This window comes from Methylophilus sp. 42 (assembly GCF_000384155.1).
Lineage (GTDB): Bacteria > Pseudomonadota > Gammaproteobacteria > Burkholderiales > Methylophilaceae > Methylophilus.
In genome coordinates this window covers 1,730,223-1,743,270 of the sequence record NZ_KB913031.1, presented here as the reverse complement: position 1 = coordinate 1,743,270, position 13,048 = coordinate 1,730,223, and the positions used below count along the sequence as shown (strand labels likewise).

Genomic DNA, 13,048 nt, shown 5'->3' with positions numbered 1-13,048 from the left:
TTTCATGAATCAATACTTCGCAACCTGCCCACGTGGCCTGGAAGCTATTCTCCTCGATGAACTCAAGCAGGGTGGGGCGCGTGAGATCAAAGCCACCGAAGGCGGCGCCAGTTTTAGCGGCGAGCTTTCTGTCTGCTACCACGCCAACTTGCACTCACGCGTGGCGACACGCATTTTGATGCAGGTCGGGCGTGGTAAATACCTGACAGAAGACGATATTTACCAGGGCGCACTCAAAATCAACTGGCCGAACTGGTTTGATGTCAAACACAGCATGATGGTCAAAGTCACGGCGGTGCGCAGTCCGTTGAAAAGCCTGGAATTCATTACTTTGCGCGTCAAAGATGCTATTTGTGACCGGTTCCGTCAAAGTGTGGGTAGCCGTCCGAATATTGATACGCGTGAGCCTGGCGTGCGTGTGCATGTATACCTGACGGCTGACAGCTATCAGTTGTATGTGGATACTTCCGGTAATCCGCTCTATCAGCGTGGCAACCGTAAAAACAGTATTGAAGCGCCATTGCGTGAAAACCTGGCTGCAGGCATTTTAAAGCTGACTGGCTGGCAACCTGGCCAGGCGCTGCTGGACCCGATGTGCGGCAGCGGTACGTTTCTGCTTGAAGCTGTCATGATTGCGCTCAATATTGCGCCAGGCTTGAACCGCAACTTTGGCTTTGAAAAACTCAAAAACTTTGAATCTGATACATTTAAGAAAGTGCGTAACGCAGCGGCCAAAGCTGTTAAACCGGTGAGTTTTCAAAGTATTTACGGTTCAGACATGGATTTGCGCGCTGTACGCGTCACCAAGCAGAATCTGGAAATGGCTGGCTGGCTGGACGCCGTGCAATTGTCGCACTGGGAGTTTACCAAGGTTGCACCGCCGGCAGACAGCGGCGTGCTGGTGGCGAATCCGCCTTATGGGGTGCGTATCGGCGAGGATGACACACTGGCCGAGCTGTATCCGCAAATGGCGGCAGCGCTGAAACAGAAATTCTCCGGCTGGAATACCTATTTCCTGACCAATGATTTGCGTATGCCTAAGCTCATGCGTTTAAGTCCGAGCAAGAAAACGCTGCTGTATAACGGACCACTAGAATGTCGTTTGTTTGAGATTAAAATGGTGGCAGGCAGCAATCGGCGAGAGAAAGCCGAGTCGCCAGCCGCAGATGATAGTCAGTAGTTCAGTAATAACGTTTAGGATAACTCGATGACTGATTCAATTGATGCATTGCGGGCACGTGTGAATGCCTTTGTAGAAGAGCGTGACTGGGCGCAGTTTCATTCCCCTAAAAACCTGGCCATGGCCATGATTGTAGAGGCGGCTGAGGTGGTTGAGCATTTTCAATGGATGACAGAGTCTGACAGTCGCCAACTGCATGCCGAAACCAAAGACAAGGTTGGGCAGGAACTGGCAGATACTTTTGTGTACCTGATGCGGATTGCCGAGGTGTGTGGCATTGATTTGATCGCCGCCACCAATGCCAAGATTGCGCTAAATGCGCAGAAATACCCAGCCGATAAATGCAAGGGCAGCAACGCAAAATACACTGAATATCAATAAATTATATTCATTTATTAAAGCTATTGATTAATTGAGGAGTTTGTTCGTGACGACGCATCTAACCTCGCCGGTGATTGATTTGCTAGTCCAGCAGCAGATTCAATTTGAAGTGATTGAAATTCCCCTGAGTGACGATCAGAAACCGATCCGCCAGCTGGAGGAATTACTTTCCGCCCAAGGATCAGATCCGCAGTCTGTGGTACGCAGCGTGGTGTTCAAGGGGGAAAACAGTGGTTTTTGCCTGCTGGCAGTGGCTGGCGGCGGCCGTGCAGACTGGGCGTTATTGCGCGCCCACTTGGGTGAGCGCAAATGCCGCATGGCGGAATATGACGAAGTGCCGGAAGCGACCGGCTATGTGGTCGGTGCTGTACCGCCGATTGCTTTGCCTGAAGGCTTAACGGTATTGGTTGATGACAGTGTCGCTAACTATGAAACCGTGGTGATAGGCAGTGGCGTACTGGGCTACGCACTGGCATTGCGTACCGCAGACTTGCTGCAGTGCCTCCGTGACAAAGCACGCGGTCATTTTGTCAAAGCGTAACTGAGTTTGGGCACACGCTGTTAATATGTGCTGCTGTTCACGTCCGCGATCAGGCGTTCAAACTTGATTTTATCGCTACCGCGAATAATCCACTTCTTTAAACCTTTGTTCCAGCTGGCCCCGGCTTGTTTAATAGCGTCTTTATGCTTATGCGTATTGCCAGTCAGTGCATAGGCCTTGCCGTGTGGCTCCAGTCCTAAGTGTTGATCTGTTGCCGTGTGATCATGTGATATTGCATGCTTTATTTCATGGTTCGTGCTTGAGTCCACCGCCGTTGCGGCGTTCACGGTGGCATCTTGAAACGATTTCAGCTCTATCAGCTTGGCGCGGATTTGCATGCAGACCGGGTTGGTGGCGGCCAGCCAGTTCTGGTCGTGCCGGTTTGCTTCATATTGCCCGGGCAGTATGCCCATCAGGTCAGTCGGTAGCCGTAAATCAGCGACATGGTCAGGGGTGATAAAGAAACAGCGTTCAACGCCCAAGCGGCCGATAAACAGGCCTAACTCAAAAATCACATTGTCACGTACCACCGGGTTTTGCTGTCCGCGCATGATTGTCAGGTCATCCGGGCTAAATACAAATACGCCAAAATCAGAGTTGCGCAGGGCGTTGATCAGGCTGTAGAGGGTAGACCCTGAAATCTGGAACACGCCATTGCTCCACACCGTGCATTCGGCATCGCGGGTTAAATTGGCGTGTATGGGATTGGCAATATCCAGACCCTCGCGTGAAGAGCCTATAAAGATTTTTGGTTTCATCGCATCACTCCTTCAATTGTTGATTTATTATCATTTATTAACAATTGTATATGCGACGTCGCATGGTTGCCACAAAAATAAAAACGCCCGGAAGTCGGGCGTTTTTATGGCGATTGCTGGTACTGTCTAAATACTTATCTGCGGGTGTTTATCCGCCAAAGATCGTATTTAAGGAGTTATTTTTACTGCTTTCCACCATGACCGACGCTTTACCAGGACTTTCGCTGATGGTGCTTACCCAGTCCTGGCTCATGCTTTCCAGGTCACTGCTCGAAGATGTGCCTGGTAAGCTGGTCAAGCCCGTACTATCGTCATTCGACTCATCGCCATTGCCAAAGATTAGCGATGCATTACTCAGCTGATATTGGCGTAACTGCTGCATTAAGCCTTTTGCTGTATAGGTTTCAGGGGCTGTGTCGGTGCTGCCTAGTGTCACTTGCGCACTGGCCGAGGCGTTTGTGCCGCTGTCACTGTTGGTGGTGCTTTCTTTGGCAAGCGTACTGACGGCATCGCCGCCGCTCGCTGCGTTGGTCTCGGTGTTGTAGGCCTTGTTTAACAGGGCTGAGACATTGCTTTGAATATTGGAAACTGACATCGCCATGCCTCGTCAAAAAGAATACAGATACATTACTGCTAATCTTGTTAACGGCATCACCACAATAAACTTTAAAAAATCCTTTATTTCAGCGTTTAGGCCATTGTTCATGGCTGGTTTTTCGTCAGATAGCGCGTCAGTTAGCGTTGATTTATGGTATGGTTTCAGCCTTGTTCGACATCACTCTTTTCTCTGGCATCACATGAGCTCAGTCCGCTATTGCATCAACGGTAAATTGGTATCTGGTATTGCGCCAACCAACCGCGGCTTTGCTTATGGCGATGGCATTTTCCGCACCATGCGCCTGCTGGGCGGCGAATTGCAGGACTGGCCATTACACTATCAGACGCTGGTGGCCGATTGCAGCAAAATCCAGATTGTATGCCCCTCAGCCGAGTTGCTGATGCAGGAATTCAGGCACTTGATGGCCTCTGCTGACGGCGAAGAATTATCAAACGGGATTGTGAAAGTCATGATTACGCGCGGTGACGGTGCGCGTGGCTACGCGCCGCCCGCTATCTGTGAGCCGACACGGGTGTTTATACACAGTGCATTGCCGGTCTATGCGCCTGAAATCTATACAACAGGCGTGGCTTTATATACCTGCCAGACGCGATTGGCCTCGCAGCCCTTGCTGGCTGGTATCAAGCACCTGAATCGCCTGGAAAATGTATTGGCTCGTGCAGAGCTCAAAGATCCACGCTTTTTTGATGGCGTGCTGCGTGATTACCATGACCAAGTGATTGAAGCTGTCAGCGGCAATCTGTTTATCAGCAAAGACGGCCTGGTGATGACCCCGGCACTGGATCAGTGTGGCGTGTCAGGCGTGATGCGGCAAAAAATCCTCGACTGGTATAAAACGCACGGCCAGGTGGTGGTCTCGACCAACTTGTTTATGGAAAACCTGCTGGCAGCCGATGCTGTGGTGGTTGCCAATAGCGTCTATGGCGTATTGCAGGTGACGCAGATTGACGACCAGATGATTGCCAGCAATGATTGGGCCAAAGAATTAAGAGCGCATTTAAACTATGTTGTTCATTAAGCAGTGTGTGAAATACGGCGTTGCCGCCTTGGTGCTCGCGGTTCTGGCACTGGCAGTCTGGATGGTGATTTTCATGATTCGGCCATTGCCCATGGCATCAGAAACCATAGGCTTGCAGATTCCGGCCGGGGCCAGTGTGCGCGGCATTGCCGATCAACTGGTTGCCGCAGGCGTGCTGACTGAACCCTATAGCTTTCTGCTGACGGTGAAAGTGACAGGCAGTGGCGGTCAATTGCAGGCCGGTGATTATGCTTTGAATACGCCATTGCAGGTGATGTCACTCATAGACATCCTCAAGCATGGCACGTTTGATCAATTTAAACTGCAATTAATCGAAGGTAAAACGTTTGCCGACTTCAGGCAAAAACTGGCACAAATGCCAGGCATCCGCCATGACACAGTGATGTTGTCTGATAGCGAGTTGATGCAGCAAATCAGCGGGCAAGCCATGCACCCGGAAGGCTGGTTTTTTCCGGATACTTATTTTCTGGACGCGCAGAGCAGTGATGCCGACCTCTACAAGCGGGCTTACCAGAAAATGGCGCAGCATTTGTCGGCGGCCTGGGAGGCACGAGAGGCGGGCTTGCCTTACCGCTCCATGTATGAGGCACTGGTGATGGCATCCATCGTCGAAAAAGAAACCGGGGTGGAAGAAGAACGCCCGCAAATTGCCGGTGTGTTTATTAACCGCCTGCGTAAAGGCATGCGATTGCAGACTGACCCCACAGTGATTTATGGCATGGGTACGCGTTACCGTGGCAATATCACCAAAAAAGACTTACTGACGGATACGCCTTACAACACGTATACGCGCAGTGGCTTGCCGCCGACGCCGATTGCTTTGCCAGGGCTGGCCTCGATACAAGCGGCCTTGCATCCGGCCAAGACCAATGCTTTGTATTTTGTGGCAAACGGTCAGGGCAGGCATGTGTTTACCAGTTCGCTGGACGCACACAATCAGGCGGTGCGCGCCTACCAATTAAAGAAACACTAACAATATGCACCAAGATATACATACGGGGAATCTTGAATAATGGCGGGCTTGTTTATCACGCTGGAAGGAATGGATGGTGCCGGTAAGAGCACGCATATTCCGACGATTTTACAAATGCTGGCCAGTCGCGGTCGCGAAGTGGTTTCTACACGTGAACCTGGCGGTACCCTATTAGGGGAAGAATTGCGCGAAATCCTGTTGCATAGAGAGATGCATGTGGAAACCGAGTCTTTGTTGATGTTTGCTGCGCGTGCCGAGCATTTGCAGCAAGTCATTCTGCCAGCATTACAGCGCGATGCGATTGTCGTGTCAGACCGTTTCACTGATGCGTCTTATGCCTATCAGTGCGGTGCACGCGGTTTGCCTTTGCAAAAAATGCAGCAATTAGAACAATGGGTGCAGGGTGATTTGCAGCCCGATGCCACCCTGTTGTTTGATGTGCCGGTTGAGGTGAGTTTGCAGCGCCTGGCCGGGGCTCGGACGCCAGACAAGTTTGAAGCGCAAGGCGCTGAATTTTTTGCCAAACTGCGTGCACAATACCTGGCCAGAGCTGCCGAATTTCCGCAGCGTTTTCATGTCATAGATGCGCATCGCTCACTTGAAGAAGTGAAGAAGTCAGTTGAAGAAATTATTTCATCTTTATGATTAATAAGCTTTATCCCTGGCAAGATTCCCTGTTCTCGCATTGGATGCAAGCGGGGGAGACGCGTCACCATGCCTTATTGCTGCATGGTAAAACCGGTATTGGTAAACTGCATTTTGCGCAGACGATGGCGGCGGCTTTGCTGTGTTTACGACCACAACAGGGCTTTGCCTGTGGTGAATGCGAATCCTGTCATTGGCTATCCGAAGGCGCACATCCCGATTTCAGGGAGATCACGCCTGAAGATGACGATGCTGCTGATAGTGGCAAGAAAAAGACCCGCAAACGGCAGCAAATCCTCATAGACCAGATTCGCGCCTTGCATGACTATTTGTCGCTGACCTCCCATCGTGTCGATGGTATTCGTGTGGTGTTGATTCACCCCCTGGAGGCGATGAATGTAGCGGCCTCTAACGCTTTACTTAAACTATTGGAAGAGCCGCCGCAGCGCACGCAGTTTTTACTGGTCTCGCATCAGCGTCAGGCTTTGTTGCCTACTATTTTAAGCCGGTGTATGCAGGTAGAAATGCCGGTGCCCAGCCGCGAGCAGGGCTTGCAGTGGTTACAAGCCCAGTCTGTGCCGAATCCTGAATGGATCTGGCATTACAGCGGTGGTGCACCAACGACGATACAGCAAGATGAGTTTGACTGGCATGCCTGGTACCAGCAATTGCGCCCGCACCTGGTAGGCGGGGCGACCATCGATATTGCCGCAGCTGTGCCGGTGCTGATCAAGCAGGGCATGGAGCAGGCGATCCAGGTGTTACAGAAATGGCTGCTGGATGTCTGGCTCTCTAGCCACCAGCAACCCTTGCGTTATCATCCGAGTGAGGCTGCGCCATTGCAGGCATTGGCGGGTGCGGTCAATATGTCACGCTTACTGGCGTTTCAACAACAGCTAAATCGTTTTAAAATGACAGCACAGCATCCACTCAATCAGGAGTTACAGCTGGAGCAGTTATTATTGCAATACAAAAAAATGTTTGCTTAAGGCCAGTTTGTTTGATGGTGATTAAGGTAAACATTCTGGAGCCTGGGCTATGACAGATACACTACCACCAGCCGCCGCAAAACCCGGGGTTTTGTCGCTGGCGATTCGCGAAAAAGCAGCCTTGTTCGCCGCTTACATGCCTTTTGTCAAAGGCGGCGGTTTGTTTATTCCGACCAGCAAGCCGTTTAAAATGGGCGAAGAGGTTTTTATGCTGCTGACTTTGCTCAATGATCCGAATAAGCTCAAAGTCGTCGGTAAAGTGATCTGGATTACGCCGCAGGCAGCCAATAACAAGCCGCAGGGCATCGGTATCCAGTTTACTGATAAAGATGGTGGTGCCGAGGCGAAGAAACGCATAGAAACGATTCTTGGCGCTGCGCTTAAATCCAGCCGTCCTTCAAATACGATATAGCGCCTATTGAATCGCGCTGAATTTAGTCTTGGTTGAAAAACATGTTAGTTGATTCGCATTGCCATCTTAATTTCCCTGAACTGGTCCAGAATATGGACCAGGTGCTTGATAGCATGCGCAGTCATCAGGTTGGCCATGCCTTGTGTGTGTCAGTGACACTGGACAAGTTTCCCGAAGTGCTGGCGATTGCCGAGCAGTATCCCAATATTTACGCCTCAGTCGGCGTACATCCTGATTACGAGGATATCCAGGAGCCCACAGTAGACGGCCTGGTCCGCTTGGCTGATCATGACCGTGTGGTTGCCATTGGCGAAACCGGCCTGGATTATTTCCGCCTGACTGGTGACCTGGAGTGGCAACGTGAGCGTTTCCGTACCCATATCCGCGCCGCCAAAGCCACCGGTAAACCGCTGATTATCCATACCCGCAATGCTGCCGAAGATACTTTGCGCATCATGCAGGAAGAGGGCGCAGCAGAGGTGGGCGGTGTCATGCATTGTTTTACCGAAAGCTGGGAAGTGGCACAGGCGGCGATCGCCATGGGCTTTTATATCTCGTTTTCGGGTATTGTCACATTTAAAAATGCGCAGGCCCTCAAAGAGGTGGCGCAAAAAGTGCCCTTAGACAGAGTACTGGTCGAGACCGATTCTCCCTACCTCGCGCCTATCCCTTTCCGTGGCAAAACCAACCAGCCGGCGTATGTGCGCCATGTGGCTGAGGAAGTCGCCCGTTTGCGTGATGTGCCATTACAGCAGGTCATTGATACGACGACGGTTAATTTTTTCACCTTATTCAAACACGCGCAGCCATGCAATTAACCATTCTAGGCGTAGGCTCCAGCGCGGGGACGCCTGCCGTCGGCTGTACGTGTGCGACGTGTACCTCAACAGATGCCCGCAATAAACGTACGCGCTGCTCCAGCATGGTCACGCTGGATGATGGCCGCGTTATCCTCATCGACACCTCACCGGATTTACGCCAACAAGCGTTGCGGGAAAACATGCACCGCGTGGATGCGGTGTTATATACCCACACACATGCGGACCACCTGCATGGTATTGATGACCTGCGTGCGTTTTGCCAGATCAACCGCTGCCAGATCCCGCTGTATAGCTATCCGGAGTCGATCGCACATATACAGGAAAAATTTGGCTACACCTTGCGTGATCCTATTCCACAATATTGGGATTTGCCTGTGTTAGCCGCACATGTGGTCGACGCGCCGTTTGAAGCAGCCGGACAAACGATTACGCCTATCCCGGTCATGCATGGCAAGATTCGCATTTACGCCTACCGGATTGCTAATCTGGTGTATATGACCGATGTGTCGGAGATTCCTGAAAGCTCTTATGCATTGTTGCAGGGCGTGGACATATTGCTCATTGATTGCTTGCGCGAAAAACCGCATCCGACCCATGTCAGTGTCGAGCAATCGCTGGCACTGATCGCGCGTATAGGGGCCAGGCGTAATGTATTAATACACATGACGCACGAGCTGGAGTACCAGGCTTTACAGGCGCGTGTGCCAGCCAATGTGCAAGTGGGTTATGATGGCTTGAAGCTTGATTTCTAATGCCTGCGCTCATGGTGTGATATGCCGCCAGCGCACGATAACGGTCAACCGATATTGATGATAAAGCGTTATACTTACACAAAAAATAATTTGCTATTTTGATTTTGGATAACAGGAATTAAACATGAAGTTATACGCAAGAATTTCAGCGGTAATGGTCGCCACCTCATTACTGTTTGCCGCCACGGCCGCCTTTGCTGGCAAAACCTATGATGAAAATGAATTTATCAGCGGCTTTAGCGGCAAATCAAAAAAACTGGTCATAGAAAAGCTGGGGCAGCCGTTTAAAAAGCAGCAATCAGTCAAGCCAAGCAATGCCAATAATATGATAGGCAACATGGGCAAACAACAAGATAACTCCAAGCCAGTGCAGGTTGAAATGTGGTACTACAAAAACCTGGTGAAATATGATGACAAAAACACTTATAAAGAAACTGAAGTGACTTTTGTCAATGACCGCGTAATGAATATCGGTTTTTTCAATAACCGTTAATTTGGTCTTGTGTTGAAAAAGCTGTGTAGTGATACACAGCTTTTTTTGTGCCTTGTTTTCATTTTGATGATTTCTCGTTTCCACAAAAACTGTGGATAACACGGTGGATTGCATCTTGGTAGAAACGATAAGTTTATGATTTAATGCGTTTTTAGCCAAGTGTACGTTTTTTGAACTTCGAGCAGGGACGCGGCTCGCAATGGGTGTTTCTCCCATTTTGTCAACGCAGTACGCATGTTTTTTCTAGGGCTGCCAGGGCACACGCTGAAAGCCGACAATCCTGGCAGTCGCTGCCATTTTACTGTCGGCTATTCAGGTGCTTGGTGCCATGATGCGTGTTGACTGATCACAAAACAGTGCGCTTGAAGCTAGTGTAGATGTTCTCCCGGGTGAAATATCAAAATCAGTGCAGGCAGTAACACCAGGTTAACGACCATCGCCGCCAGCAAGCCGCAAAATACCACCACCGCTAAAGGGTGCTCAATTTCATATCCTGACACCGGGCCTTTTAAAATGATAGGCAATAAGGCCATGGTCGTTGCCAGGGTGGTCATGCTGATGGCACGGAAACGGTCTGACACTGCGTTGAGTAATAAACGCGGCGTGGTGATGCCGTCAGTCAGCCGCAGTTGCTGATAACGTGAAATCAGTAAAATACCATTGCGTGCGGCAATGCCCATGACGGCGACCAGGCCGATCATGGCGCCCAGTGACATGACGCCGCCAATGAACCAAATACCGATCAAGCCGCCAGCGACTGCGACCGGTAACACGGCGAACAATAGCGCGGTGAGGCGCATGGATTTCAGGCTCATCCATATCAGCAAAAAGACCACTAGCAAGGCCAACAAGGTGTAGATCACCAATGTCAGGCTGGCCGTTTTTTGCTCGGTATATTCCCCCATGAATTTGACGTAATTGCCCTCGGGCAGCTTGAGTCGGTTGATGCGGGCCTCCACTGCTTTTGCCACGCTACCGATATCATTGCCTGCGACGTTGGCTGAAATGTCAATTTTTCTGGAAGCCCCTTCGCGTTTAATCTCATTCGGCGTGGCTTGCACATAGACTTCTGCCACATCGGCCAGGGTGATGACGGCACCGGCCGGGCTCTGGATGGCTATTTGCCGGAGCGCCTGCACGCTATCTTGTGCCGGGCTATCACCGATCAGGCGTACATTAAAGCGAGCCTGGCCAACCGTCACTTCGCCCTGTACCTGCCCTTGCGTCATCAAGGCGAGCGCTTGCTTGATATCTGCTTCAGTCACGCCATAATGATCTGCGGCGGTGGTTTTGAGGCGGACATGAATGCGTGGAATCAGGACTTGGGATTCCACCTTGAGGTCGGTCAGTCCATTAATATCGGCGATGGTTTGCCGGATATGCTCAGCCTCTTCACGCAGGCTATCCAGGTCATCACCAAACAGCCGAATGACAATGCTGGCACTGTTGCCCGACATCACCTCCTTGGTGCGTTCTTTCAGGTAAGTCTGTACATCGGTAAAAATGCCACTGTAACCGGCAATCGCCTGGTTAATTTTCTGCATGGTGTCGGCATAGTTGACCGTTGGCGAGATGCTGACCCAAAGCTCGCCAAAGTTAGGGCCAACCACTTCATCGGCAACTTCCGCGCGCCCAATGTGCGCCCCCAGGTTGCGTACGCCATCAATCTGCATCAGTTCATGGCTGGCGCGTAAACTCATGGTTTTCATCTCGGTAATCGAGGTGCCGGGGCGTGCCACAAAGTGCATCAGGAAGTCGGTTTCTTTAAAGGCTGGCAGAAACTCTGTGCCTAAAAAGGGCAGGGTAGCCAGCATGCCAAGCAAAAACAGGCAGGTGCTGGCAAGCACCATTTGGGGTTTCGCTAAACGACTGGCCAGCCACTGCTCCACCCTGTGCGGCAAGCGTAATGCGTGCTCTGTTTGTGGTGGCATTTGCTTTAAAAAACAATAGGCCAGCACCGGTGTCACGATCAGTGCGACCAGTAATGACGCAGAAATAGCCAGTAAATAGCCATAGGCCAGTGGTTTGAAAAATGCACCAGCGACGCCCTGTAAAAAGAACACCGGAATAAAGACTGACATCACAATCAGTGTGGCATAAATCACCGAGCCACGGACTTCATAGGACGCCTGCGCAATCACTTTGATCAGGGGCTTGGGTTGCAGTTGTTGCTGATTTAGCGCCATGGCCCGCAGGATATTTTCCAGATCGATAATTGAGTCATCCACCACCTCGCCTAGAGCAATCACCAGCCCGGCCAGCACCATGGTATTGATGCTGACATTGAGCCAGGTCAGCAGCAGCATAGCGGTGACTAAAGATAAGGGGATGGCCACCAGGCTAATGATGGCGGCCCTTGGTTTGCGCAAGAATAGGAATAAAATGATGGCTACCAGGCCAATGCCAAGCACCAATGCCTGGTTCAGGTGATGCAGTGCCTGTTCAATAAACGTGGCGGGCCTGAAGATGGCGGCATCGATATTGACGCCATGTAGTGCGGGTTTTAACTCAGCCAGCGCTTGATCTATTTGCCGTGTCACGCTCAGTGTATTGGCATCAGGGTGTTTTTCTACAATCAGCAGCAAGCCATCGCCCTGGTTAATCACGGCATCGCCAATCGGTAATGCATGTGCCCAGTCCACGTCGGCAACCTGGCCCAGTTTGACCGGGATGCCATTGCTCAGTCCGACGGTCATTTGCAGGTAATCTTCTTTATCTAGCGTTGGCCTGTCGTATGCCACGGCCAACCGTTGCTGTGCAGTATCCAGGTAGCCGCCACTGTCCGGACGGATGGCTGAGGCCAGGCGCTGGCTGACCTGCGTCGCTGTGAGTTGGTGCTGCGCCAGTTTGACCGGATTAAAACGTACATGCAGTTCCTGGTCACGCAAGCCCCAAATGGCCACATTGGCAACGCCAGGAATGGCCATCAGGCGCGGGCGCACGGTCCATAAGGCTTTGGTGCTGAGTTCGGCGATGTTGTATTGCGTACTGCTCAAGCCAATTTTCAATACGCGTGACATGGAGGATAAAGGGGACAGCATGACCGGCGGTTTGACGATGGCAGGCAAGCGTTGCGCAGCCAGCAGCAGCCTTTCCTGTACCGCCTGCCTGGCTTCGGCCAGCGAAGTACCTTGTTCAAACAGCATGACGACGGAGGATAAGCCGAGCACCGATTTTGAGCGCAAGGTTTTCATATGTGGAATGCCATTCATGGCATGCTCAATCGGGATAGAAACCAGTTGCTCAGTCTCAACACTGGAAAGCCCCGGTGCCTCGGTCTGGATTTCGACTTTGACAGGCGCAAATTCTGGAAACACATCCATAGGCGTATTGGGGATGGTTTTAAAGCCTGCCAGCATCAGCAGCACAGCTAGCACAATAACCAGGTAGCGCGCCTGGATGGCGCGCATGGTGAATCTTTTTAACATAGTGTATCCCGTTGTAT

General features: G+C 51.2%; 14 protein-coding genes. 11 read left to right on the top strand and 3 right to left on the bottom strand.

Annotated elements, in window-relative coordinates; all coding sequences use genetic code 11:
- Nucleotides 1-4: 4 nt before the first annotated feature.
- From MET42_RS0108495 to MET42_RS0108485, 3 genes are read left to right on the top strand one after another with little or no spacing between them, the layout of a single operon-like run.
- Nucleotides 5-1,180: a class I SAM-dependent RNA methyltransferase gene (locus MET42_RS0108495; protein WP_019882489.1), complete on the top strand. Its 1,176-nt coding sequence runs from the start codon at nucleotides 5-7 to the stop codon at nucleotides 1,178-1,180.
- Nucleotides 1,181-1,207: 27 nt separating this feature from the next.
- Entirely contained in the window at nucleotides 1,208-1,561 is a 354-nt protein-coding gene (locus tag MET42_RS0108490) for a nucleotide pyrophosphohydrolase (protein WP_019882488.1), read from the top strand.
- A gap of 46 nt (nucleotides 1,562-1,607) precedes the next feature.
- The gene (locus tag MET42_RS0108485; RefSeq protein WP_029512377.1) at nucleotides 1,608-2,102 is read left to right on the top strand and encodes an aminoacyl-tRNA deacylase; all 495 of its coding nucleotides are present in this window, start codon (nucleotides 1,608-1,610) and stop codon (nucleotides 2,100-2,102) included.
- A gap of 20 nt (nucleotides 2,103-2,122) precedes the next feature.
- On the opposite strand, the gene MET42_RS0108480 is transcribed toward MET42_RS0108485, so the two are convergent.
- Both MET42_RS0108480 and MET42_RS0108475 read right to left on the bottom strand, forming a co-directional pair.
- On the bottom strand, nucleotides 2,123-2,860 hold the full coding sequence (locus MET42_RS0108480; RefSeq protein ID WP_019882486.1) for a nucleotide-binding protein: 738 nt from the start codon (nucleotides 2,858-2,860) through the stop codon (nucleotides 2,123-2,125).
- A gap of 148 nt (nucleotides 2,861-3,008) precedes the next feature.
- On the bottom strand, nucleotides 3,009-3,455 hold the full coding sequence (locus tag MET42_RS0108475) for a hypothetical protein (RefSeq protein WP_232411408.1): 447 nt from the start codon (nucleotides 3,453-3,455) through the stop codon (nucleotides 3,009-3,011).
- Nucleotides 3,456-3,657: 202 nt separating this feature from the next.
- On the opposite strand from MET42_RS0108475, the gene pabC reads away from it, so the two are divergent.
- The 8 genes from pabC to MET42_RS0108435 all read left to right on the top strand — a co-directional run bounded on the left by pabC (nucleotide 3,658) and on the right by MET42_RS0108435 (nucleotide 9,603).
- A complete protein-coding gene (gene pabC / locus MET42_RS0108470; protein ID WP_019882483.1) occupies nucleotides 3,658-4,497 on the top strand; it encodes an aminodeoxychorismate lyase in 840 nt (279 codons plus the stop codon).
- On the top strand, nucleotides 4,484-5,491 hold the full coding sequence (gene mltG / locus MET42_RS0108465) for an endolytic transglycosylase MltG (protein WP_019882482.1): 1,008 nt from the start codon (nucleotides 4,484-4,486) through the stop codon (nucleotides 5,489-5,491). Before pabC ends, mltG begins: the two co-directional genes overlap by 14 nt.
- 39 nt (nucleotides 5,492-5,530) lie before the next feature.
- Nucleotides 5,531-6,136: a dTMP kinase gene (tmk, locus tag MET42_RS0108460; protein ID WP_019882481.1), complete on the top strand. Its 606-nt coding sequence runs from the start codon at nucleotides 5,531-5,533 to the stop codon at nucleotides 6,134-6,136.
- On the top strand, nucleotides 6,133-7,125 hold the full coding sequence (holB, locus tag MET42_RS0108455) for a DNA polymerase III subunit delta' (protein WP_019882480.1): 993 nt from the start codon (nucleotides 6,133-6,135) through the stop codon (nucleotides 7,123-7,125). Before tmk ends, holB begins: the two co-directional genes overlap by 4 nt.
- Nucleotides 7,126-7,174: 49 nt before the next feature.
- Entirely contained in the window at nucleotides 7,175-7,537 is a 363-nt protein-coding gene (locus MET42_RS0108450) for a PilZ domain-containing protein (protein ID WP_019882477.1), read from the top strand.
- 41 nt (nucleotides 7,538-7,578) lie between these two features.
- A complete protein-coding gene (locus MET42_RS0108445; protein ID WP_029512376.1) occupies nucleotides 7,579-8,355 on the top strand; it encodes a TatD family hydrolase in 777 nt (258 codons plus the stop codon).
- Complete coding sequence (locus MET42_RS0108440) at nucleotides 8,346-9,110, top strand: MBL fold metallo-hydrolase (protein ID WP_019915246.1); 765 nt, start codon at nucleotides 8,346-8,348, stop codon at nucleotides 9,108-9,110. Before MET42_RS0108445 ends, MET42_RS0108440 begins: the two co-directional genes overlap by 10 nt.
- Before the next feature lie 124 nt (nucleotides 9,111-9,234).
- The gene (locus MET42_RS0108435) at nucleotides 9,235-9,603 is read left to right on the top strand and encodes a DUF2845 domain-containing protein (protein ID WP_024931158.1); all 369 of its coding nucleotides are present in this window, start codon (nucleotides 9,235-9,237) and stop codon (nucleotides 9,601-9,603) included.
- 368 nt (nucleotides 9,604-9,971) lie between these two features.
- On the opposite strand, the gene MET42_RS0108430 is transcribed toward MET42_RS0108435, so the two are convergent.
- Entirely contained in the window at nucleotides 9,972-13,031 is a 3,060-nt protein-coding gene (locus tag MET42_RS0108430; RefSeq protein WP_029512375.1) for an efflux RND transporter permease subunit, read from the bottom strand.
- Between the last annotated feature and the right edge of the window lie 17 nt (nucleotides 13,032-13,048).